This is a genomic window from Bordetella holmesii, assembly GCF_020735985.1.
GTDB lineage: Bacteria > Pseudomonadota > Gammaproteobacteria > Burkholderiales > Burkholderiaceae_B > Bordetella > Bordetella holmesii.
On the sequence record NZ_CP085973.1, the window covers coordinates 1,567,837 to 1,590,362 of the forward strand.

Sequence of the window (22,526 nt, forward strand, 5' to 3'; positions counted from 1 at the left end):
CTGAGAGATCGCTTTGATGCAGGAACAGGTTGCAGGGGGCGCGGATCGCGTGTTGTACGTGCTGGCCACGCTGGCGCGTCACGAAAGTCCGCTGACCATTGCGGCGCTGGCCGAGCAGACCGGACTGGCGCAAAGCACCCTGTATCGGCAGATCGCCTTGCTCAAGCGCTGGGGGTTCGTGCTGGAGCAGGCCGGCGCCTACGGCCCGGGTCCGGCCTGCGTACAACTGGCGCGTGGCTCTGATCAATCGTCGTTTTTGATCCAGGAATCGCAGGACGACATGGCACGCCTGGCTGCCGAGTCCGGCGAAAGTGTCGGTCTGCTGGTGGCCGTCAAGGACCAGGCGGTGTGTCTGGACATGGTCGAGAGCCAGCATCCGCTGCGGTGCTCCTTCGTCAAGGGCCGGGGGCTGCCGCTGGTCAAGGGCGCTTCGGCCAAATCGTTGCTGGCGTTCATGCCGGCAGCCCGCCTGCAGGTGCGGCTCGAGGAACTGGGTGCGGCAGGCGCTGACCTGGCGACGCTGGAGCGCGACCTACTGGTCATACGACGTCAGGGTTATGCGATGACCGACAGTGAAGTTGACGCGGGTGTCTGGGGCGTGAGTGTGCCGGTGTTCCGGCGCCCGTCGCAGGCCGTGGCGTCGATCACGCTCATGGCCCCGTCCACACGCGCCGCTGCGCGCACCCAATCCCTGGCCGCCATGACCGTGGCGGCCGCTGAAAGAATTTCCGCCCGCTTGGCGGCCCATTAAGTAACACGTATCACCTCCGACCGATAGGACGCACCATGACGACTCGCCGCCAACTGCTCACCGCCGCGCTGACACTGGGTCTGACGCTGACCTGCAGCAGCACCTTTGCCGCGGATACCATCCGCGCCGTAACCGATGCCACCTTCCCGCCGATGGAGTTTGTCAAAGACGGCAAACGCACCGGCTTTGACATCGAGCTGGTCGAGGCTCTGGGCCAGGCCATGGGCAAAAAGATCGAGTGGATCGACATTGATTTCAAGGGTTTGATCCCCGCCCTGCAAGCGGGCCGCGCCGACATTGCCGTCTCGGCCATTTACATCACCGATGACCGCAAGAAGGTGGTGGACTTTACGGATCCGTACTACGCCGGCGGTCTGGTCGTGGTGACCAAGAAGGACGGTCCGATCAAGAGCGTGAAGGACCTGGACGGTCACAAGGTATCCGTGCAGGTTGGCACCAAGTCGGTCAACTACCTGCGCGACAACCTGCCCAAGGTGCAGCGCATCGAGGTCGAGAAGAATCAGGAGATGTTCAACCTCGTGCAAATCGGTCGCAGCGATGCGGCCGTCACCGGCAAGCCGGCAGCCAAACTGTTTGCCCAGAGCACGGCGGATCTGACGGTACTGGCCGAGCAGGTCACCACCGAGGAATATGGCATCGCCATTCCCAAGAGCAAACCAGAGCTGACCGCGGAGATGAACGCCGCGCTCAAGAAGATCAAGGCTGACGGCACCTATGACCGTCTGATCAACAAGTGGTTTGAGGCTCCCGCCAAATGATGTTGGATTTTTCTCCTGTCTTCGCTGACTTCGGGGCCTTGCTCGACGGGGCTCTGGTCACCGTCGAGCTGACCGCCTGCTCGTTGTTGCTCGGTTGTGTGATTGGCCTGCTGGTCGGCGTGGGCCGGCTCAATCCCAAGAACCGGGTGGTCTACAACCTGTGCAGTACGTACCTGCTGTTTTTCCGGGGTACTCCGCTGCTGGTGCAGCTTTTCATCTGGTTCTTCGGCTTGCCTCAGTTCGGCATTGTCTTGCCCGCGTTTGCTTGCGGCGTACTGGGGCTGGGTATTTATTCGGGCGCCTACGTATCGGAGATCGTGCGCGGCGCGATTCAGTCCGTGGATCGCGGACAGACCGAAGCGGCCCGTTCGCTGGGCATGTCGTCCGGGCAGGCCATGCGCATCATCATCCTGCCGCAGGCCGTGGTCCGCATGATTCCTCCGCTGGGCAATGAGTTCATCGCCCTGATCAAGAACTCGGCGCTGGTCTCTTTGCTGACCATCCACGATCTCATGCACGAAGGCCAGAAGATCATCAGCGTGTCCTATCGCTCGCTGGAGACGTACTTGGTGATCGCGTTGATGTATCTGGTGTTGACGACGGCGACGACGATGATTCTGCGCAAGATCGAGCAACGCTTGCGCGCCGAAGGGATGGTGCAATGAGCACGCAAGAAATGATCAAGATCCGTGGTCTGCACAAGGCCTTCGGCGACCATGAGGTGCTGCGCGGCATCGATTTCGACGTCAAACCCTCGTAGGTCGTCGTGGTGATCGGGCCTAGCGGTTCGGGCAAGAGCACCCTGTTGCGCTGCTGCAATGGCTTGGAAGTGGCGCAGAAGGGCACCATAGAGATTTGCGGCCATGCGCTGCTGGACCATGGCAAGCAATTGCCGGAAGCCCAACTGAACCGCATGCGCATGCAGGTGGGCATGGTGTTCCAGTCGTTTAATCTCTTTCCGCATCTGTCGGTGCTGGACAACGTGACGGTGGGTCCGCGCACCTTGCGCGGCCTGACGCGCCACGATGCGGAGCAATTGGCGCATGATCTGCTGGCCAAGGTCGGGCTGGCGCACAAGACGTCGGCCATGCCGGGTTCGTTGTCGGGCGGTCAGAAGCAGCGCGTGGCCATCGCGCGCGCGCTGGCGATGAAGCCGGAAGTCATGCTGTTTGACGAACCCACCTCGGCACTGGATCCGGAACTGGTGGGCGAAGTGCTGCAGGTCATGAAGTTGCTGGCCAAGGAAGGCATGACGATGATGGTGGTCACACACGAGATGGGCTTTGCCCGCGAGGTGGCCGATGTCGTGGCGGTGATGGACGGGGGCGTGATCCTGGAGTCCGGCCCGCCGGAGACCATTTTCAGCAATCCGCGCGAGCCTCGCACGCGCGAGTTCCTGCAAGCTGTGCTGAGTTCGCAATCATGAGCGGCGCGGTCCCCGCCATTTGGCGCGCCCGCGACGACAGCGGCGAGCGCGGCGACACGCGCCGTATGGCGCACATCGTTGCTGCCGACGGCCGTCAGCCGGCTGCCGGGGAGGCGGCCTTGCTGGGTTTTGCCTGCGATGCCGGTGTGTTGCGCAATCAGGGTCGACCGGGTGCCGCGCAGGGGCCCGCGGCCATCCGCCGGATGCTGGCCGGCATCCCGGTGCACGGCCTGGATATCCTGCACGATGCCGGCGATGTGGCCTGCGACGGCAGTGACCTGGAAGATGCGCAGCAACGCTATGCCAAAGAGGTGGCGCGTCTGTTGAGCGCCGGCGCGCGCACGCTGGCTTTAGGCGGTGGCCATGAAATCGCCTGGGGCAGCTTCATGGGCTTGCGCCAATGGCTGGATGCCAGCGGCGACGAGGCCGCCGTACTGGTACTAAACCTGGATGCCCATTTCGATCTGCGCACCGGTCGTCCGGCAAGCTCGGGCACGCCATTCGATCAGGTGGTCACGCTATGCGCGCAGCGGGGGCTGCCCGTGCAATACGCCTGCCTTGGCGTGTCGCGCCTGAGCAATACCGTGGCTCTCTTTGACCGGGCCCGGGAAGTGGGAGCCTTCTGGGTCGAGGATGTGGACATGCGCGAAACTGATCTGGCGGCACGCCTGGCCGATGTTGATCGGCTGCTGGAGCAGGTCAGTCATGTCTATCTGACCGTGGATCTGGATGTGTTGCCCGCTGCGGTGATGCCCGGAGTGTCGGCGCCGGCAGCCTATGGCGTGCCACTGGAAGTGGTCGAACGCATCGTCACGCATGTGGCCGCAAGTGGCAAGCTGCGGCTGGCGGATCTGGCCGAGGCCAACCCGGACTTCGACATCGACAACCATGGCGCGCGTGTGGCGGCGCGGCTGGCCTGGCGCATCCTCACCGCCTGGCGGTAGCCCGCTGACGGTACTGTCATGCTTTGGTTTCGGCCGGTTTGCGCTTATTGTGTAAACCGGCCGCGCCATTTGCGCGGGCAATCGGAGAACGCAGATGACGACGCTAGCCCGCGAGCCTTTCCGGGACGACGAGGCCTTCAGGGCGCTCGAAAGGATCACTACCGCCACACTGACCACCGTCCTGCTCAAAAAGGGCCTGCGCAATGTGTGGATACGCGGCGCGTTTCCACTGGCGCCCGGCTTGCCGCGCATCGCCGGGCGCGCTTTTACCGTGCGCTTCATTCCAGCGCGGGAAGATCTGGCCACGCCCGCTTCCTGGAGTTCTCCGACGTCCACGCGCGCGGCCATCGAGCAAATGCCTGCGGGATGCATTGCCGTGGTCGACGCCCAGGGCGTTAAAGACGCCGGATTCTGGGGCGATATCCTATGTGCTCGCATGGCACATCGGGGCGTGGCGGCGTTGGTCAGCGATGGCGCCGTGCGGGATCTGGCCGGTGTCCTTTCCACCGGCCTGCCGGTCTGGGCAGCGGGGACCGCTGCGCCGCCTTCGGTGGCCGCGTTGACGTTCGTCGATTGGCAGCAGCCCGTCGGTTGCGGTGGCGTGGCGGTATTTCCTGGCGACGTCATCGTGGCCGACCAGGATGGCGCTGTCGTGATCCCGGCCGCTTTGCTCGATGAGGTCGTGGCCGAGGCCGTCGAGCAAGAGCGCCTGGAGGGCTGGATCATGCGCGAAGTCGCGCAGGGGCGGGCCCTGCCGGGCTTGTATCCGCCCAATGCCGAGCACAAGGCTCGCTATGAGGCAAGCAAGCGGGATGATGCAGCGACGTGAGCGCTGCGGCAGCGAACGGCCTTTGAAGGCCGTTTTTTTTTATGTGCGGCGCGGTAGGGCTCGACGCCAACGCGCCGCTGTCGCTGGCGGGACTGGTGTGCGGCCGTCTCGGCGGCTTACCGGGCGGTTGTCAATACGAGTGGCCTGACGGCCCTGGGCGTCCCCTGCACGTTCGACACCTCACCAAGCGCGGTCGCGGCGCGTCAGCCTGCAGCGACGACTCCGGGCATGCGGCGCCACTCCGCGTCACCGGCTTATTATGCGTCCCTATTTAAAAAATTAGATATATATATGGTGACACATCTGACTCGCGGGTAGAATTTCGCAAACTCAGCCCGGAGATCGCGTTTATGTCTCAACCCCTCGTTCATGCCTTGCCTTCCTATCTGGATGCCAACCACCTCGGTCCCTGGGGTGTCTATCTGCAGCAGGTCGACCGCGTCACACCCTACCTGGGTTCGTTGGCACGCTGGGTCGAAACGCTCAAGCGCCCCAAGCGCGCGCTGGTGGTGGATGTTCCGATCGAGTTGGACAATGGTCAGATTGCTCACTTCGAGGGTTATCGGGTGCAGCACAATACCTCCCGGGGTCCGGGCAAGGGCGGGGTGCGTTTCCACCAGGATGTGACGCTGTCCGAAGTGATGGCGCTGGCCGCCTGGATGTCGATTAAGAACGCGGCGGTCAATTTGCCCTATGGCGGCGCCAAGGGCGGCGTGCGATTGGATCCGCGCAATATGTCGCAGGCCGAGCTCGAGCGCGTCACGCGCCGTTACACCACCGAAATCGGCGTCATCATTGGCCCATCCAAGGATATTCCGGCACCCGATGTCAACACCAACGCCCAGACCATGGCGTGGATGATGGACACCTATTCGATGAATGAAGGGGCTACCGCCACGGGTGTCGTCACTGGTAAGCCTATCGCGCTGGGCGGCAGCCTGGGCCGCGTCGAAGCCACCGGGCGCGGGGTTTTCGTGGTTGCGTGCGAAGCGGCCCGGGACCGCAACGTGCCTGTGGCCGGTGCAAAGGTCGCGGTGCAGGGCTTTGGCAACGTGGGCGGCACGGCCGCTCGTCTGTTCCACGAAGCCGGCGCACAAGTCATCGCGGCGCAGGATCATACCGGCACCGTGCACAATGGAGCCGGGCTGGATGTGCACAAATTGTTGGCCCACGTGGCTGCCACGGGTGGCGTGGCAGATTTTTCGGGTGGCCAGGCCCTGGACAATGCCGAATTCTGGACGCTTGAAACCGATTTCCTGATCCCTGCAGCGCTGGAGTCCCAGATCACTGAGGCCAATGCTGCCAAGGTGCGGGCCAAGATCGTGGTCGAAGGTGCCAATGGCCCGACCACCCCGCAGGCTGACGATATCCTGCGAGAAAACGGCGTATATGTCGTGCCCGACGTGCTGGCCAATGCCGGCGGTGTGACGGTTTCGTACTTTGAGTGGGTGCAGGATTTCTCGAGCTTTTTCTGGAGCGAGGAAGAAATCAACCAGCGCCTCGAGCGCATCATGCGCGAGGCCTACACGAGCATCGCCCAGGTGGCGCGTGAGCATAATGTCACGTTGCGTACGGCGGCCTTCATTGTGGCGTGCACCCGCATATTGCAGGCGCGTCAGGTCCGCGGCCTTTATCCTTGAGGCCATCCAGACAGGTGTTGGTTACCTGTCATGGCGATAGTCGGGCCTTGCAGCCCCGAAGACCGCGCGGCTGCTGCGTCAGGCAGCGGATGGAGAGCGACAGGGTAGCGCCTGCCGCCGTCTGCCCGAGCTCGGCCGGATTCAGGACGGGCTGAGCAGAAACTCCGGTTTTACCACGCCGCGCAGCTCGCTCCAGGGCAGCAGCAGCTCCGGTTCGCCATGCGAGTACGGCGCAATCGAGTAGGCGTCATACTTGACCACGAGGCCCTCGCGCGTGACCGCGATGTTGTCGGTCACCTGGAAGGGCCACATCTTGTCGTATGCCGCTGGGTCGTGCTTGGCATCCTCATTGGTGGCCAGCCATTTGCGATGCGCCTGCTGCAGGACCTTGTCGTAGGCGGGTCGGCGTCCGGGGATAAGGAGGTCATCGAGGTGCAGCAGACGGCCGCCTGCGATCTGCCAATTGAGATACAGCGTGGCCGGAATACCGTGGGCGGCCCCGGTGAAATACTGATTGGTGTGCAACTCGACCGCAATCACGCCCTGCGCCACGTCTTTGACCGTGGCCTTGAAGAACGTGTTGTCGCGCCCCTGGGCATTGCGCCAGAAATATTGGGTGTACTCGGTGAGGTTGCCGTATTGGCCGCGCAGCTTGCTGTCCACGCCCGTCAGGCTGGCCAGGAGGTGGTCGACCGCCTGCGTCAGTTGGGGGATGTCGGGAAACGCCACGCTATCTATTTCGATGGTGGGGCACTCACCGTTGCAGCCAGGCTTGACGCCTTTCCATTCGATGCGTTGTGTTTTGACGTCGCCAATACTGGCGTTGCTGGTGGCCTGAGGCGAGCCGCCAGCCGGCAGGCTGATATTGGCCGGCGGCGCACTGCTGCAGGCGGCCAGCAAGACGAGGCTGACGCAGGCGCTCAGTTTCGCGACAGATGGGGACAAGGGCAGATTGATCTGGAACATAAAGCCTCTTTCATGCAATACATGCCTGCAGGCGCCGTAAGTCGCGCCTGCAGCGATCAGGGTACGAGGGTCAGCCACTGCTCAGTGGCGAACTTTTCGTCGACCTCTTTTTGGGCTGCCGCGATGGTGCTGTCGGCCAGTGCCACGGGTTGCAGCGGTGCCATGGCGGCGAAGGTCTGGAGCATGCGCTCGATGATCGCGTCGCGCGCCAGGCCGGTCTGGCTGCGCAGGGGGTCGACACGCTTTTTGGCACTGGTCGTGCCTTTGTCGGAGAGCTTTTCTCGCCCGATACGCAAAATCTCGACCATCTTGTCGGCATCGATGTCATAGGACATCGTGACGTGGTGCAGCACGGCTTTGCTGCGCCGCGCCTGCGCCGCGCCGCCGATCTTGCCGCCCTCGGAGGCGATATCGTTCAGGGGCTGATACCAGGCCTTGATGCCCAGGTCGTGCAAGGCTTTGATCACCCAGGAGTCGAGAAAGGCATAGGACTCCTGAAAGCTCATGCCGGCAACGAACTCCTGAGGCACCGACAGCGAGTAGGTGATGGAGTTGCCCGGCTCGATGAACATAGCCCCGCCGCCGCTGACCCGCCGCACGACCGACACCCCGTGGCGGCGTGCGCCTTCGGCGTCGACTTCGTTGCGCAGGGATTGAAAGCGCCCGATGACCACGGCCGGTGCGGCCCATTCCCATATACGCAATGTCGGCGCGCGCACGCCAGCGCCGACCTCATCCGTGATGACGGCATCCAGCGCCATGTGAAGCAGGGGGGGTTGAGGCGCTTCGTGCACCAGCTCCCAGCGATAATCCTTCCAGTCGGGGCGGCTCATGCGAGGGCCCTGCGAACGACAATGGCCACGGCTTCGGGCGAAAAACCGAACATCTCGACATCAGCTGGCAGCGCCTGGCGCACCGCCTGGCTCAGTTGCGCTTCGTCGGCTTGTGCAGGCAGGCCGGTGAGCGCCTGGTTGATGCGGGCCAGGGCTTCCGGCGGCTCCAGGAAGAAGTCGCCGCTGATACGGACATCGCTGAGCAGGCCATCGCTGACCGACAGGTCGGCAACCACCAGTTTGCCGCCCGGGACTTTATATTCGCCATGCATGGGGGCGGACCCTCCTTGATCATTGCAGCGCGAGCTTCATGCCCTCATGGGTGGCATGAAAGCCCAGCGCGAGATAGAAGCGTTGCGCATCGGCGCGTTGCTTGTCGGTTGTCAGTTGTACCAGAGCGCAGCCGCGCTGACGGCATTGCTCGATGGCCCATTCGAAAAAAAGGCGTCCGGTGCCCGCGCCGCGTTCGCTGTGCGCCACCCGGACACTTTCGATCTGGCCACGCCAGGCGCCCAGCCGCGACAGACCGGGGATAAAACTGATCTGCATGCACCCGATGACCCTGCCATCCCTTTGCGCGACGGCGAGCAATTGGTTGGGATCGAGATCGATGGCCTCGAACGCGCGCACATAGGCCAGATTGGGGGGCTGCGAGGCGTCCTCGCGGCTGTGCCCGAGCGCGTCATCGCTCAACAGCGCCACGATCGCGGGCAGATCGCCGGCGCTGGCACGACGAAACGTCAGGGCTTCGGTCAAGGTTGGACTCCGGCGTGTTGGGGTCAAGTCTGAGGGACCGCCAAGGCCTGTTCGATTGCCTCGGCCAGGCTGCCAGGCGCATCGGTCGGCGCGTACCGGGCGATGACCTGGCCATCGCGGCCGACCAGGAATTTGGTGAAATTCCATTTGATGGCTTCGGTGCCCAGCACGCCGGGCTTCTGTTCTTTTAGCCAGCGGTATAAGGGATGGGCATCGCCGCCATTGACGTCGATCTTGGCAAACATCGGGAAGGTGACGCCGTACCGCGTGTCGCAGAAACTGCGGATTTCGGCGGCATCGCCGGGTTCCTGGCGGCCGAACTGATTGCAGGGAAAGGCCAGGACGGAGAAACCTTGCCCGGCAAAGCGTTGTTGCAGCGCTTCCAGGCCGGAATATTGCGGTGTGAAGCCGCAGTGCGAGGCCACGTTAACCACCAGTACGACTTGCCCTCGCCATTGCGCCAGCGGCAGTTCCGTGCCGTCCAGGGATGCCGCACTGAAGTCATAAAGAGTGGTCATACTGCCTCCGGGGGGTGACGGGCCGGACAGGCCCCGAGCCGAAAGTGTAGCTCGCCGCGAGCCTGGCGGCACGGGCGGATCAGACTAACTTCAGGTCGATGGGCCGCACTCCGGGGAAGATGGCAGCCAGGCGTTTGGCGTCCAAGCCGTAGAGGCGCGAGAACAGGCCACCGAAGAGCGCCCGATACTCGTTCAGTACGGGATAGTCGCGATCCTGGAACAGTTTGCCCGGTGCCACGGCGACTTGCTCGCCAGCGATGCGCGCGCCGCGCACTTGTCCGCCCATCACCCAATAGACGGTGCCGTGCCCGTGATCCGTGCCGCGAGTGCCGTTTTCGCGGAAGGTGCGGCCGAATTCACTGATGACCACGATCGTGGTTTTCTTCCAGGCCGGGCCCATGGCCTGCGCGTAGGCGCTCAACGCCTGGCCGAGCTGCTTGAGCTTGCCGGCCAGCGAGCCGCGCGCATCGCCCTGGTTGACGTGGGTATCCCAGCCACCGACATCCACAAAACCGAGGTTGTAGCGTTCGCGCATGAAACCGGCGATGCGTTGCGACTCGGCCTGCAGGCGGCTGACCGTCAGCGATGTGCCGTTGGCCTCGGCCTGTTCGGCATCCATGCGCTGCGCGGCGCTTTTGAGATCCATGCCTTCTGTCACGCGGGCCTCGAGCTCCGTACCCTGGTACATCTGCGTGATGACGCGTCCCTGCGCGTCATTGATGCGGCCTTTGCGAGCCGTCCCTGCCAGGCTGATATTGGGCACGCTGGCCTGTCCACGGAAGATCTGCGGCACATCCTGCGTGAAGGCGACCGCCGGCATGCCCAATTGCTGAGCCAGGCGGTTAAGAAATCCGGAATCCACGCGGGCTTTGCCATCGTGGGCGGCGGCGCCTCGTTCGATGCGGTTCTGTGTTTCGAAATGACTGCGGGTGAGGTCATCGCTGCCAGCGAACGGCACGAAGGCCAGCTCGCCGCGCTGGTAATAGGGCAGCAGCGTGTCGGCAAGCGCGGGGTGCAGCCCCCAGCCATCGTGCAGCGGCAGCGCGGCATCGGCGCCGCTGCCCGCGCGCGCGATGGCGATCGTCGGGCGGCTTTCGTCGTAGAAATCGTTTTGCGGAATCAGCAGACTGGCCGCGTCGTACGCGCCGCGCATGAAGACCACCAGCAGCCGCTGGTCTGTCGCGGGCGCGGCCAGCAAGCGGCTCGCATGGAGCGTCAGCGGCACGCTGGCGGCCAGGGAAAGGAAATCACGTCGGTTCATGGCAGGCCTCGGTTCGTTGGTTCAGCGGCGCATGAAGGGTGGTGCCGCCAACAGATAGGTGTTGGCATCGACCAGGTTGCGTGTCTGAGCGATGACATCGCGGCTGCCTGCCGGCCAGCCCGAAAAAACAGAAGGCTCAGGGTAGGCCTGGCTCAGGCGCGAGAGCGTCATGCGCGGGCGGGGTTCATCCTTTTTTTGGTAAAAGCTGCCGGTGGCCGCTGCGATCGTTCGCGCCGCTTCGAAGCGCGTATTGAGCTGACCGGAGCCAGCCCAGTCGTTCTGCGTCAAGGGATATCCATCCGGAGTCAGCCGGCCGTATAACGGTTGACCCAGCGTATCGATCAGATTGGCGACAGCCTGCGCGTTGCTCAGCGGCGGCTGATCGTGCAGCGCCAACCGCAACGCGGAGTAAACGTAGTGCACGGGATCTTTGAATTTGCCCGTCTTGAGCGAGGCGGAAAATGCCGGTGAGTTGAACAGCGCGCGCAGCACCGCAGCGATATCCCCTTCGCTTTGGGTATAGGCCTGCGCCAACTGATCCACCAGTGCTTTCGGCGGGGTGTCGGCCACGAAGAAGGTGGCGAGCTTGCGGCTGATGTGACGGGCCGTGGCCGGATGGCTGGCCAGAATATCCAAGGCCTGCTCGACTTCGGGCCAGCCACGACCCTTGATAGTATGCCCGAGCAGGACCTTGTCGCCGTAAGCATGACGAGCCGGGTTGAACTCGAACAGGCCCTCGCTGATGAGGTCCGCGGCGTGCGGGCCTTTGGGTTTGGCGGGTTTGCCGCTCAGGTTGATACCGACTCCGGTCAGTACCCGTGCCAGCTCCTGGACGTCATGTTGCGTGTAGCCGCCGTCCACGCCCAGGGTATGCAGCTCCAGCAGTTCGCGGGCGTAGTTTTCATTGACCTTGCCGTTGCGGCTGGCGGCATTGTCCAGATAGACCAGCATGGCGGGCGAGCGTACGGTGGCGGCCAGCAGATCGCGGAACTTGCCCAGCGATCGAGGCCTGACGGCCTGGGCCTCATAGTCGTCCAACGTGGTGCCGACATAGCCTTTGTTGAGCCAGACGTTGAAATGGTTCATCCAGAACCAGGTCATGTGTTCTTGCAGTTGGTTGGGTGAATACAAGGCCAGCCAAACGGCCCGCTCGCGCGCTTGCCGTCCTCTGTCGCGCATGGCGCGGTTGGCCTCGCGACGCGCCTGCACTTGCTGGTCGGGATCGTCGGTCTGTTTGTTTTGGGCAATGCGCTCGCGCAACTCGACGGAGGCCTGCTGCGCGCTGACCGTAGAGATGGGCAGTGCCGCGATGTGTTCGGCAACGTCTGCCGGCAAGACCGGTTTGGCCGGTGGCTCGAGTTGAGATTGCAGCCACGCCTCGTAGCCCACCTTGCGGGCTTGGGCCAGTGTCTCGGGCGTGGCTCCCCACGTGATGCGATCGACGCGTGCGTAAAGATCGTCGGCAGCGTCGGCCGCATGGACGGCACAGGCCAGGCTCGCCGAGGCCAGCAGCAAGGTGAACGAAACATGGCGCGGACGGATCGAAAACAGCGTCATCATGGGGCCTGGAACGACTAAGCAGCGAATCAGACTCCACTATGGCCGATAAATTCCCGGCCAGCTTGCCCCTGAAACTCCGCGACACAGATGGTTTTTACCTGTTTGCAGACGCTCTGGCACTACGATGTCGGCTGCCGAGGAATGTTTTTTCTGGAGTTTCAGCGAGATGCAGGGCCTGACCGAACGTCTGGAAGCCATGCTTGCCAAGGGGCAAGACAACATGTTGTTGCGTTTTTCGCTGGGCAAAGCCTATGTCGAAGCGCAGCGATACGCCTTGGCCATCGCGCATCTGCGCACCGCGTTGGCGTTCGACCCCAACTATTCCATCGCCTGGAAATGGCTGGGCCGGGCGTTGCTGGAGTCGGGCGATGCCGCAGGGGCGCGCCAAGCCTGGGAGTCCGGCACACAGGCCGCGCGCAGCCATGGCGATCAGCAACTCATCAAGGAGCTGACGGTCTTTTTGCGCCGCTTGGAGAAACAGGGGCTCTGAGCCTGTCGTCAGGTCCCTGCGGCGGGCAGGCTGGAGAAGGCCTCGATGGCGCGCAGGCGGCTGGTTTTAAGATCGGCGATGGCTTGCGGATAGCCGGTGGCGCGACGCTGGGCGTCAGAGGGCTCATGGATGGATTTGTCGTCCAGACCGGCCAGTTCGGGCAGCCAGTGGCGCAGAAAGGCCGCTTTGGGGTCGAATCTGCGCGACTGCGTAATGGGATTGAACACGCGGAAGTAGGGCACGGCGTCTGCGCCGGTCGACGCGCTCCATTGCCAGCCGCCGTTGTTGGCGGCGAGGTCGCCATCGATGAGGTGGCCCATGAACCAGGCTTCGCCCAGGCGCCAGTCAAGCAGAAGGTTCTTGGCCAGAAACATGGCGCTGACCATGCGCAGCCGGTTGTGCATCCAGCCCGTGGCCAGCAACTGGCGCTGTGCCGCATCCACCAGCGGGATGCCCGTGCGGCCTTCCTGCCAGGCCCGCAGGTCCTCGGGCGCGCGGCGCCAGGCGAGATAACGGGTTTCCGGTCGCATGGGTTGATGCATGGACAACGCCGGATAAGCCGCCAGCAGATGCAGATAAAACTCGCGCCAAAGCAGCTCGGTGATCCAGGCACGCGCGCCTTGTTGGCCGCTGTCGATTTCACCCTGGTTGGCGCGCAGGGCGGCGCGCAGGCATTGGGCGGGCGAGAGCACGCCGCTGGCCAGGTAGGGCGACAGGGCGCTGGTGCCCGGCAGGGCGGGCAGATCGCGGCGCTCGTGATAGCGCATCAGATCCTGATCGAGAAAATCGCGCAGCCGGGCATGGGCCGCGTCCTCGCCGGCAGGCCAACGCGCGGCGATGCCCGCATCGACGTCGGGCCAGATGTCCGGCAATGACGGGGGCGACGACACCGGGCCTTGAGGCCGAGGCGCCCGCTGCGCGGCCGGCGGGGCGCTGCGCAGAATGTCGCGGCAGGCACGGGCGTAGGGCGTAAAGACCCGGTAGGGATCGCCCTTGCCCGTGCGCACCGTCCCGGGCGGCAAGAGCGTTCCGCAGTGGTGCGTGCTCAGGCTTACCCCGTCGCGCGCTAACCGGTCGGTGCAGGCCTGGTCGCGTCGCCGTTCGTTAATACCCCATTCGGCATTGATGTGCACCTGCTCGATGGCGCGCGCCGCGCAGAAAACCGCCAGCGCCTGCGGTGCCTGCGACCAATCTTTCAGGGTCAGGACGGACAGCTCTATGCCCAATTGCGCCAGCGACGACCCCAGCACCAGCAGGTTACGGCGCCAGAAATCGACCTTGACCGCGGCATCGCCATGCGTTTGCCATTGGCCGGGTGAGGCAAGAAAGACCGCGCGGGTCAGGCCCTGGGTGGCGGCTGCGCTTAGCGCCTGATTGTCATGCAGGCGCAGATCGCTGCGCAGCCAAACCAGGGTGTTCATGGAGGTTCAAGGAAGCCATGTCGAGTGTCATTCTAACGGTCCGTGGTGCGCGGAGGCAGCCGCGAACCCTTCCGGCACCCGGCCAAGCATCGGGAGGCATGCGGCCGTCAGGCTTGACGTCGGGTGACCGATGGACATGTAATCGTAAAGACACCGTGAATCTGACAATCGCGCCATGGGAAATCTGATGGATAGGCATTCGCCGTTGAGCCCGCAGGGCGCTCTGGACAAGCAAGGCAAGCATAGTCTTGAGGCGCTGGGCGACATCTGGCGCGCAGCGGCGCTGCCCGACGAGGCGCTCGATAACGTCGCGCTGACCGGGCAAGACCCCGTACTGCCTTCCTCTTTTGCGGTGGGGGCGGCTGCCCAGGTGAGTATCGCGGCCGCGGGACTGGCCGCGGCCGAACTCTGGCATCTGCGCGGCCAGCCGCGGCAGCGCGTCATGGTCGATATGCTGCAGGCGGCCCAGGAGTGCCGTGGTCATTTCACGATCAATGGTGTGGCGCCGCCGCAGTGGGACAAGATTTCGGGCGCATATCCCTGTGGTGACGGGGGGTGGGTACGTATTCATGCCAAATTCGCGCATCACCGCGACGGCGCGCTGGCGCTGTTGGGCTGTCCTACCGGCGAGGGCGGCACGCGCGAGGCCGTCGCTGCGGCCCTGCAAGGTTGGAAAGCCTTGGAGTTTGAACAGGTTGCCGCCGACGCGGGCCTGGTGGTGGCGGCCATGCGCAGTTTCCAATCATGGGACGCGCACCCCCAGGCGAGGGCGTTGGCCAACCAACCTCTGGTGAGTATCGAGCGCATCGACGCTGCCGATCCGCGGCCTTTGCCCCACTACGGCCCGGAGCTGGCGCGGCCCCTGCAGGGGATCCGCGTTCTGGACCTGACCCGCATCATTGCCGGGCCCATTGCCGGGCGCACGCTGGCGGCTTATGGGGCCGATGTCATGCTCGTCAACGCTCCCCATTTGCCCAATATCGACAACATCATCGAAACCAGTCAGGGCAAGCTTTCCGCTTATGCCGATCTGGAAACGGCTGACGGCCGCATCGCGTTGGGCAATCTGCTGCGCCGTGCGCACGTCTTCGTGCAAGGCTACCGACCGGGAGGGCTGGAGGCGCTGGGTTTCGGGGCGCAGGAGGCCGCCCGCATCCGCCCAGGCATCGTTTATGTATCGCTGTCGGCCTACGGCAGCGAAGGCCCCTGGGCGAGGCGGCGCGGTTTTGATTCCCTTGTACAAACCGCGACGGGCCTGAACCAGGCCGACCCCAAGCCTTTACCGATGCAGATTCTCGATTATGCCTCGGGATTTCTGATGGCCTTCGGCGCACAGGCCGCGTTGATGCGACAGGCCACCGAGGGCGGCAGTTGGCATGTACGTGTTTCGCTGGCACGCACGGGAATGTGGTTGCGCAGTCTGGGCCGGGTGACCGATGGCTTGGCTTGCCCGATGCCGCCAATCGGCGCTCTTCTGGCCACCACGCAGTCCGGATTCGGCACCTTGAGCGCGGTGCAACATGCGGCGCAGTTCTCGGCTACGCCAGCGATCTGGACACGGCCTTCGGTGCCGCCGGGCACCCACCCGACGGTCTGGCCTTTCCAGTGAGTGCTTGCGGGTAGACTAGGGGGCCGATCCATAGCAGGAGCCCCCGATGTCATCCACGCATTCCGCCACCATCTACCACAACCCGCGATGCGGGACCTCTCGCACGGCACTGCAGGCGCTGCAGGACGCCGGTTACGCGGTGACGGTGATTGAGTACCTGAAAACACCGCCCTCGCGGCAGACGTTGGCGGGCCTCATCCGGCAATCGGGGCTGAGCGTGCGCGACGCCATCCGCAGCAAAGAGCCGCTGTATCAGGAGCTGGGGCTGGATGACCCCCAGCGCAGTGACGACGATCTGCTCGACGCCATGGTCGAGCATCCGATCCTCATCAACCGCCCATTCGTGGTGACCGAGAAAGGTGCGCGTCTGTGCCGGCCCGCTGAGGTGGTCCAGCAGATTCTGTGACAGCAAGAGTCCTGTTTTACCGGCCATCGTCCGGCGCGAGAGAAGGTGTTTCTACACTGACACACTTTTTTTTTCGGAGAGAGTTTATGCGTCTGCAGGTGTTGCTGATCAGTGCTGCCACCATTCTGTTGCCCCTGGCGGGCGGCCCGGCCCAAGCCCAGTATGTCGGGCCGGCTTTTAATCCCAATCTCACCGTGCGGCAAATGCTTTCCACCGCGGCGGATGACGCCCACGTCGTGCTGCGCGGCCGTCTGGTGCGGCGGATCAATCACGAAAAGTACCTTTTCGACGACGGCACGGGCCAAGTCCGCGTGGACATCGAGTCGCATCTCTTTCCGCACGGCACGCCCATCAGCGACCAGGCGCTGGTAGAGATCGCGGGCGAGTTCGACCGCGAAATCATCGGTTCCTCGGAGGTCGATGTGGCGTCGCTGCGGGTGCTAAATGGCAGCCCCGCGCACGCCCGCACCGAAGCCACACCCACCCGCTAGTGTATGCGGCGCGCCTTTATTTCCCTAGGGGATGGCTGGCGCGCCACTCGCGCAGGGCTTTCAAGGTATTGGGCACATGGTGTTCGGGGCTGAGGTCCGTGAACTCATATACCACCTCGCCGGCCGGCGAGATTACATAGGAAGTCCGTTTGGCCGACTCGGGGCGTTTATCCGAGACGGCATCGTAGGCCTTCATGATCTTGCCGTCGGTGTCGGCCGCCACGGCAAACTTACCCCCGCATTCGCTGACTGAAAATTTCTTCAGGGTTTCGATATTGTCGGCCGACACTCCAATGACGGTGGCACCCAGCGCCTGATACTGCGGCACGGCTTTGGCGAAATTGCGCGCTTCCAGTGAGCAGCCTTGCGTGAACGCGGCCGGATAAAAGTAGAGCACGACCGGCCCTTTCTGCAGGGCCTGGGCCATGTCGAAGGCAAAAACCTGCCCGCCTTGCGCGGCCTGTGTCGTGAAAGCGGCGGCCTTGGCGCCAGGGGTGAGCGTGGCATGCGCCGCACCCGTGTGGGCTGCCAGCGCCATGGCAGTGGTCAGCATCAGAGCATATGGTTTCATTGACGTCTCCTGGCCCTAGTCCGGCCGGTTGCGGTGCCGTGTCGGCAGGCTGATCTCTAATGTACAGACAGATGCTGCAGGCGGCCAGCGCAGCGCGACGCCCACAGCCGCCAGGTCAGTTGCGCTCCTGGCGCTCGCCACCGCGTCCTGCACCACCGCCTTCGGGACGGCCGCGCCCTTCGCCGCGTGCGGGGCGAGCCTCGTGTGAGGGCGTGTGCATCTGAGCCGGCGGCGTTGTGAGGCGTTCGGGCCGGTTTGCCGGGGAAGGGGCGACGCCGCCGTGGTGGTTTCTGGCGGGGCGACTGGCGGCGTCAGGACGATTGGGTGCCTGAGACGGGGCAGGGCGTTGCGCCGCGCCCGCAGAAGGGTTGGCGCTGCTACTACCCGGATGACCTGGCACTGCTGCGGGTACGGACGGGTTGCCCGCAGGCGTTGTGGGACGATAGACGCCCTCAGGGCGATTGCCTCCCGTCGGTCGATTGCCTCCCGTCGGTCGATTGCCGTGTCCGGCCGAGATCCCATCTGGGGCCGATTGCCGTTGTCTGGCCGCATGTTGCCTTCAGGTCGAGTGCCTGCCGACGGGCGGCCACTATTGGCCTGCCCCCCCGACGGACGAGCGCCGTCTGGGCGGTTGTCGGTGACGGCAGCGCCTGATGGACCGTTGCCCGGTTTGCCCGGGCTACGATAGTCGTCGCTGTTCCAGCGCATGTGGGCACGCGGCCCGCCGATGGGCGCATCGGCCACGGTCTGCCTGGGGCCGTCGCCACGGCCCGCCCATTGGCCGCGGTTATTGCCGGCCCAGCGCGCGTGATCCATCTGATCACGCGACGCCGGCGTACGGTGGTCACCGCGCGCGGCATCTTCCTGCGGGGTGGGGCGACGATCGATCCCGCCCGGCCCGCCGTGGTAACTGATACGCCGCTTGTCGTAGTTGTTGATCGTGACGTTATGGACGTAAATGTTGGTCACGCGTCCCGGGCGCACATTGGTGATGGCCTGGTTGTAGAAGAAGGCGCGGTTGCGCCAATAGCCGCCGACGTAGCCCACGCCGAGGTAGCCGAACCCATAGTTGATGCCGCCGTAAAAGCCGACATGAGGGCCCCAGTAGCCGGCATGCCAGCGGTAGGCGCCCAAGTCGAAGGCCCAGTAGCCGGGCGTCCACAGTGCGCCGACGTAGGGTGCGACGACCCACGCCCCGGGTACCCAATAAAAGCCGTAGGGGTTGCGCGCCCAATATCCGGGAGTCCAGATATAGCCGTCACCCGGGACAGGGGGTTGCTGATAGACCGGTAGCGCCGGCGGCGGCTGGTCACTGACGGAAACGGCAGCCATATTGGCGGAAGCCGGATCGGCACTGGCTGGCGCTGCGGCGGCGGGCGCCGGGTCGTAGCTCACCTGGGCGTGCACGGGCATGGCACAGGCCAGCAGGGCCATACTCACCAGATGGTGATAGCGGAAAGGGCGCGGGATCATGCCAGGCTCCATTGCGGCGTTGCGCAGACAAAAACGCAGGTAAATGCAGTGTGCCCGGATTAGGCCATAAGTGCGGCCCCGGGTTGCACTCGGAAACCACTCCGAAATGACTCAATCGTGACCATTCTTTACGGAGAGGGTGTCGGGCCCAGGGCCTGTGCCAGCCGCCTGGCCATCGGTATGCGTCAGCAGACGCCGCGGCAGTCGCGCCGGAAAAATGACAAAGCCCTCGCTGACTGGAAGGACTTCCAGCCAGCGAGGGCTTTTGCCGCTTGCGAGGCTTAGTTCCAGCGCCCGCCAGCGCCGCCCAGGCTGAAACGCCCGGCACCGGTGAACATCAAGGCCAGAGCCGTGAACAGAAACATGCCTTGCAGTTCCAGCGCCCATCCGCCGGTTTGGGGATTGATGTTGCCAAACTGACCCGAATGCACCAGCAACAGTACCACGACCATGTTGGCGAAAACCAGGAAAGCGCCCAAGCGCGTGAAAACGCCTACGATCAGCAACAGCGGACCGACGATTTCGCCCAGATAGGCCCCGTAGGCCAGGAAGCCTGGCAGTCCATGAGAAGACAGCATGCCGGCGATACCACCCACCCCGGTGCTCAGCTTGGCGACGCCATGCATGAGGATGAGTATGCCCAAAGCTAATCGCAAAATCAGTTTGCCGGTGTCGTCAGATTTATTCATAGGAATCTCGCCGGTTGAGTGAAGCAGGAAGGGGCGGCTGCGCGCCCCACGGGAAAAGGCGCGGCCATTATGGCAAATTCCGTTCAGGCGACACAAGCCGCGCGCGGCAAATCGTCGTCGCCAGGCGTGCCTCGGCAGGCGCCAGTTCGAGCGTGTCGGACAAAAAAAGCGGGCCGCAAGCCCGCTTTTGCCGGCAAGCTCCGCGTTACTTGACCAAGGTGACAGGGACCGGCGAGAGGTGGATGACCTTCTGCGCGACCGACCCGAGCACCAGTCCGCCGACGGCACCCAAGCCGCGTGTTCCCATGACGATTCGGTCGCAGTGGTGTTCCTTGGCGTACTTGGCGATGGTTTCGCCAAGCGGCCCGGGACGCATTTCAGCCGTATAGGCCACTCCCGAGGTTTCTGCCGCGGCACGGGCTGTGGCCAGTGCTTCATCGCTTTCAGCTTTGTAATAGTTGTCGATGGTTTCTTTGCTCAAAAACATCTTGGCATGGCCCGATACGATGGGCAGTTGCACGTTGAGCAGATGGATCTGAGCGTCGCCGCCGCTTTCTTTGGCCAGACCGATGGCATCATGCAGTGCGCGTACGGCGCATTCGGAACCGTCAATGGGGACAAGAATCTTCAGCATGGCGACCTCTATGTGAGTGTTATGTAAAAAGGAACCCGCGTATTTATTCTAAGCCCGTGAACCGTGGCCATGCTTGACGCGGCGCAAGCCTCCACGGCTGAGCCCATCAATACTGGCCACCGTTCATGGCGACGTTGCTGCCGGTCATGAAGCCGGCCAGGTCGCCGCAGATGAACGCCACCAGAGCGGCGATCTCCTGCGGCTTGCCCAGACGGCCCACCGGTATCTGTGGCAGCACGTTGTCGCGCAGCACGTCGGGGGGGACGGCCGACACCATGGGTGAATCCAGATAGCCTGGCGACACCGTATTGACCGTCACGCCCTTGCGTGCGACTTCCAACGCCAGTGATTTGGTGAAACCATGTATGCCGGCTTTGGCGGCCGCGTAGTTGGTTTGCCCGAATGCGCCCTTGAAACCGTTGACCGACGACGAAATATTGACGATGCGGCCCCAGCCGCGTGCGGTCATGCCTTCGACAAAGGGCTGGGTCATATTGAACATGGAGTCAAGATTGGTGCGCAGCACGTCGGTCCAGTCTTGGGGGAGCATCTTGCGCAGGCTGGCATCGCGAGTCAGACCCGCGTTGTTGACCAGAATATCGACGGCCAGCCCGTCGGCGGCCAGTTGTTCGGCCAACTGCCGGCAACTGGCGTGGTCGGCGACGTCCACCGCATAGGCCAGAAATTCGCGCCCGGCAGCTTTGTGTTCGCGTAACCGCGCCTGGGTGGCAGGGCCGCGCCGATGGCAGGTGACAATGACGCGATGCCCGGCGTCATCCAGGGCGTGGGCGATCGCCTGGCCCAGCGCGCCCATGCCCCCGGTGACCAACGCCGTGAGCTTAGCGTTCATCGCGCGCTCCCATGGCCTGCAGCGACTGGGTGGCAGCGCTCATCTGTTCGGCCAAGGCGGCCCAGACCTTGCCAGCCGGCGAGCCGCTCAGGCCATTGCAGGCGTCGCCCGCGTCCTGCAGCCATGCATTCGCCGCCTGGGACACCCCTGCGGCCAGGGCAGCCTGCTCGGACAAAACGGTGTGCACGAGGGCGGAGGTGGTGTTCAGGCGTGCCTGCCATTGGTTGCGCGCGAGATCGCCGATTGCGGGCGCGAGCGCCTGCCATTCTTGCGTCTGGGCCAAGGGGGCCAGGGTAGCCTGGTACTGGCTGGCGTGGTCGCGCCAGATCTGCTGCGCCAGCGCGGCCCACCGGCCCTGGCTTTCCTGCGCCAGAGTGGCCAAGCGCTGACAATACGCGAGATTGGCGGCAAAAAGAGACGCCGCAGGAGGGTTGCTGGGTTGTGAAGCGGTTTTCTTCATGATCCGTCCTTGCACTAAGGTAAAAAGGAGGAGCCCGGGTCAGGCAAGCTGACTGAGGGTTTTGCGAAAACGTCCAAGCGAGAAGGCGAACAGCACGCTGCCGATGATCAGCAGCGCCAGGAAGGGCACCCACACCACGTTCAGCCCCGCGCCTCGATACAGGATAGCCTGTCCCAGCTCCACAAAGTGTGTGGTGGGAGCGGCCAGCATGATGTCCTGGACGAATTGCGGCATGCTTTCGCGTGGCGTATTGCCGCCGGAGAGCATCTGCAGGGGCAGCAGAACCAGCACCAGCAGCATGCCGAACTGCGGCATGCTGCGGGCCAGCGTGGCCAGGAAAATCCCCATGGAGGTCGTGGCAAACAGGTGCAACGCCGCACCCACAAGAAAAAGGACAATCGAGCCCTCGATGGGGATGTGCAGCGCTCCGCGCACGACGAAGGTCAGCGACAGGCCGGCGGCCACCAGCACGACCAACCCCATGGACCAGACCTTGCCCAACATGATTTCAGCCGGTGTGACCGGCATGACCAGCAGGTGTTCGATGGTGCCGTGTTCGCGCTCGCGGATCAGTGCGGCCCCGGTCAGGATGATGGACAGCATCGTGACGTTGTTGATGATCTCCATCATGGCGCCGAACCAGGCCTGGGTGAGATTGGGATTAAAGCGCATGCGTATCGCCAGATCCACGGGCGGGGTATCGGCCTTACGGTAGCGCTTGACGAAGGCGTTGACCTCGTCGCTGATGATCTGCTGGATGTAGCCGCTGCCGGTGAACGCCTGACTCATCCGTGTGGCATCGATATTGAGCTGGATCTCGGCGGGACGTCCGGCAAGTACGTCGCGCTGGAAGTTGGGCGGAATGTTGATCCAGAAGGTGTAGAGCCCGCGGTCCATGCCTGCATCGGCCTCGGCGGCCGAGACGTGGGCCGGCGGGGTGAAGTGTGGAGGATAAAAGGCCGAGACGATGCGCTGCGACATGGGTGAGCTGTCTTCGTCGACCACGGCGATGGGCGCGTTGTGCAAGGACTCCGGCACGGCCGTTGCGGCCGTGTAGATCATGATGGTGAAGGACACCCCGATCAGGATCAGCATCATGGGGTCGCGCGCCAGGCTCCAGAGCTCCTTGATGCCCAGGCGGTAAATGTTGGCAATGTGACGCCCCATGA

General features: G+C 63.9%; 25 protein-coding genes and 1 pseudogene. 11 read left to right on the forward strand and 15 right to left on the reverse strand.

The window, feature by feature from the left end; all coding sequences use genetic code 11:
* Positions 1-16: 16 nt before the first annotated feature.
* The 7 genes and pseudogenes from LK440_RS07460 to LK440_RS07490 all read left to right on the forward strand — a co-directional run bounded on the left by LK440_RS07460 (position 17) and on the right by LK440_RS07490 (position 6,369).
* The gene (locus LK440_RS07460; RefSeq protein WP_005013836.1) at positions 17-751 is read left to right on the forward strand and encodes an IclR family transcriptional regulator; all 735 of its coding nucleotides are present in this window, start codon (positions 17-19) and stop codon (positions 749-751) included.
* 35 nt (positions 752-786) lie between these two features.
* The gene (locus LK440_RS07465) at positions 787-1,530 is read left to right on the forward strand and encodes a transporter substrate-binding domain-containing protein (protein ID WP_005013834.1); all 744 of its coding nucleotides are present in this window, start codon (positions 787-789) and stop codon (positions 1,528-1,530) included.
* Positions 1,527-2,195, forward strand: coding sequence for an amino acid ABC transporter permease (locus LK440_RS07470; protein ID WP_005013832.1), 669 nt, complete (start codon positions 1,527-1,529; stop codon positions 2,193-2,195). Before LK440_RS07465 ends, LK440_RS07470 begins: the two co-directional genes overlap by 4 nt.
* Positions 2,192-2,956 (forward strand): annotated as a pseudogene (locus LK440_RS07475) (amino acid ABC transporter ATP-binding protein). Before LK440_RS07470 ends, LK440_RS07475 begins: the two are co-directional and overlap by 4 nt.
* A complete protein-coding gene (hutG, locus tag LK440_RS07480; protein WP_005013831.1) occupies positions 2,953-3,900 on the forward strand; it encodes a formimidoylglutamase in 948 nt (315 codons plus the stop codon). Before LK440_RS07475 ends, hutG begins: the two are co-directional and overlap by 4 nt.
* Positions 3,901-3,994: 94 nt before the next feature.
* Positions 3,995-4,729 (forward strand): ribonuclease activity regulator RraA, encoded by a 735-nt coding sequence (locus LK440_RS07485; protein WP_005013828.1) that lies wholly within the window; start codon positions 3,995-3,997, stop codon positions 4,727-4,729.
* A gap of 350 nt (positions 4,730-5,079) precedes the next feature.
* Entirely contained in the window at positions 5,080-6,369 is a 1,290-nt protein-coding gene (locus LK440_RS07490; protein ID WP_005013827.1) for a Glu/Leu/Phe/Val family dehydrogenase, read from the forward strand.
* Between the two features lie 141 nt (positions 6,370-6,510).
* On the opposite strand, the gene LK440_RS07495 is transcribed toward LK440_RS07490, so the two are convergent.
* From LK440_RS07495 to LK440_RS07525, 7 genes are all read right to left on the reverse strand, one after another.
* Entirely contained in the window at positions 6,511-7,335 is an 825-nt protein-coding gene (locus LK440_RS07495) for an RsiV family protein (RefSeq protein WP_005013823.1), read from the reverse strand.
* Between the two features lie 56 nt (positions 7,336-7,391).
* Complete coding sequence (locus tag LK440_RS07500) at positions 7,392-8,168, reverse strand: lipoate--protein ligase family protein (RefSeq protein WP_005013821.1); 777 nt, start codon at positions 8,166-8,168, stop codon at positions 7,392-7,394.
* Entirely contained in the window at positions 8,165-8,440 is a 276-nt protein-coding gene (locus tag LK440_RS07505; RefSeq protein ID WP_005013819.1) for a lipoate protein ligase C-terminal domain-containing protein, read from the reverse strand. Before LK440_RS07505 ends, LK440_RS07500 begins: the two co-directional genes overlap by 4 nt.
* A 19-nt stretch (positions 8,441-8,459) precedes the next feature.
* A complete protein-coding gene (locus LK440_RS07510; protein ID WP_005019424.1) occupies positions 8,460-8,924 on the reverse strand; it encodes a GNAT family N-acetyltransferase in 465 nt (154 codons plus the stop codon).
* Between the two features lie 23 nt (positions 8,925-8,947).
* The gene (locus LK440_RS07515) at positions 8,948-9,442 is read right to left on the reverse strand and encodes a glutathione peroxidase (RefSeq protein ID WP_005013814.1); all 495 of its coding nucleotides are present in this window, start codon (positions 9,440-9,442) and stop codon (positions 8,948-8,950) included.
* 79 nt (positions 9,443-9,521) lie between these two features.
* Positions 9,522-10,703 carry a DUF1501 domain-containing protein gene (locus LK440_RS07520; protein WP_005013813.1) on the reverse strand — a complete coding sequence of 394 codons (1,182 nt, stop codon included), beginning with the start codon at positions 10,701-10,703 and terminating at the stop codon, positions 9,522-9,524.
* Between the two features lie 21 nt (positions 10,704-10,724).
* Positions 10,725-12,263 (reverse strand): DUF1800 domain-containing protein, encoded by a 1,539-nt coding sequence (locus LK440_RS07525; RefSeq protein ID WP_005013811.1) that lies wholly within the window; start codon positions 12,261-12,263, stop codon positions 10,725-10,727.
* A gap of 166 nt (positions 12,264-12,429) precedes the next feature.
* Between LK440_RS07525 and LK440_RS07530 the strand changes: the two genes are divergently transcribed.
* Complete coding sequence (locus LK440_RS07530; RefSeq protein ID WP_076879524.1) at positions 12,430-12,753, forward strand: tetratricopeptide repeat protein; 324 nt, start codon at positions 12,430-12,432, stop codon at positions 12,751-12,753.
* An 8-nt stretch (positions 12,754-12,761) separates the two neighbouring features.
* Here LK440_RS07530 and LK440_RS07535 read toward each other — a convergent pair whose 3' ends face one another.
* Entirely contained in the window at positions 12,762-14,174 is a 1,413-nt protein-coding gene (locus LK440_RS07535) for a cryptochrome/photolyase family protein (RefSeq protein ID WP_005013807.1), read from the reverse strand.
* A gap of 175 nt (positions 14,175-14,349) precedes the next feature.
* Here LK440_RS07535 and LK440_RS07540 point away from each other — a divergent pair, with 175 nt between their 5' ends.
* From LK440_RS07540 to LK440_RS07550, 3 genes are all read left to right on the forward strand, one after another.
* Positions 14,350-15,783, forward strand: a complete 1,434-nt coding sequence (locus LK440_RS07540) for a CoA transferase (protein ID WP_025341444.1) — start codon at positions 14,350-14,352, stop codon at positions 15,781-15,783.
* A gap of 46 nt (positions 15,784-15,829) precedes the next feature.
* On the forward strand, positions 15,830-16,189 hold the full coding sequence (arsC, locus tag LK440_RS07545) for an arsenate reductase (glutaredoxin) (protein WP_005013802.1): 360 nt from the start codon (positions 15,830-15,832) through the stop codon (positions 16,187-16,189).
* An 86-nt stretch (positions 16,190-16,275) separates the two neighbouring features.
* Entirely contained in the window at positions 16,276-16,680 is a 405-nt protein-coding gene (locus LK440_RS07550; RefSeq protein WP_005013801.1) for a YgiW/YdeI family stress tolerance OB fold protein, read from the forward strand.
* 16 nt (positions 16,681-16,696) lie between these two features.
* Here the strand turns inward: LK440_RS07550 and LK440_RS07555 are convergent, their stop codons facing one another.
* The 7 genes from LK440_RS07555 to LK440_RS07585 all read right to left on the reverse strand — a co-directional run bounded on the left by LK440_RS07555 (position 16,697) and on the right by LK440_RS07585 (position 22,524).
* Positions 16,697-17,251 (reverse strand): peroxiredoxin, encoded by a 555-nt coding sequence (locus LK440_RS07555; protein WP_005013800.1) that lies wholly within the window; start codon positions 17,249-17,251, stop codon positions 16,697-16,699.
* A 15-nt stretch (positions 17,252-17,266) separates the two neighbouring features.
* Entirely contained in the window at positions 17,267-18,724 is a 1,458-nt protein-coding gene (locus LK440_RS07560; protein WP_005013798.1) for a YXWGXW repeat-containing protein, read from the reverse strand.
* Positions 18,725-19,005: 281 nt separating this feature from the next.
* Positions 19,006-19,413, reverse strand: a complete 408-nt coding sequence (locus LK440_RS07565; protein WP_005013796.1) for a DoxX family protein — start codon at positions 19,411-19,413, stop codon at positions 19,006-19,008.
* A gap of 205 nt (positions 19,414-19,618) precedes the next feature.
* Positions 19,619-20,047: a universal stress protein gene (locus LK440_RS07570; RefSeq protein ID WP_005013792.1), complete on the reverse strand. Its 429-nt coding sequence runs from the start codon at positions 20,045-20,047 to the stop codon at positions 19,619-19,621.
* A 106-nt stretch (positions 20,048-20,153) separates the two neighbouring features.
* A complete protein-coding gene (gene phbB, locus LK440_RS07575; protein ID WP_005013789.1) occupies positions 20,154-20,897 on the reverse strand; it encodes an acetoacetyl-CoA reductase in 744 nt (247 codons plus the stop codon).
* The gene (locus tag LK440_RS07580; protein ID WP_005013786.1) at positions 20,887-21,357 is read right to left on the reverse strand and encodes a hypothetical protein; all 471 of its coding nucleotides are present in this window, start codon (positions 21,355-21,357) and stop codon (positions 20,887-20,889) included. Before LK440_RS07580 ends, phbB begins: the two co-directional genes overlap by 11 nt.
* A 39-nt stretch (positions 21,358-21,396) precedes the next feature.
* Complete coding sequence (locus LK440_RS07585; protein WP_005013785.1) at positions 21,397-22,524, reverse strand: ABC transporter permease; 1,128 nt, start codon at positions 22,522-22,524, stop codon at positions 21,397-21,399.
* Positions 22,525-22,526 lie beyond the last annotated feature (2 nt).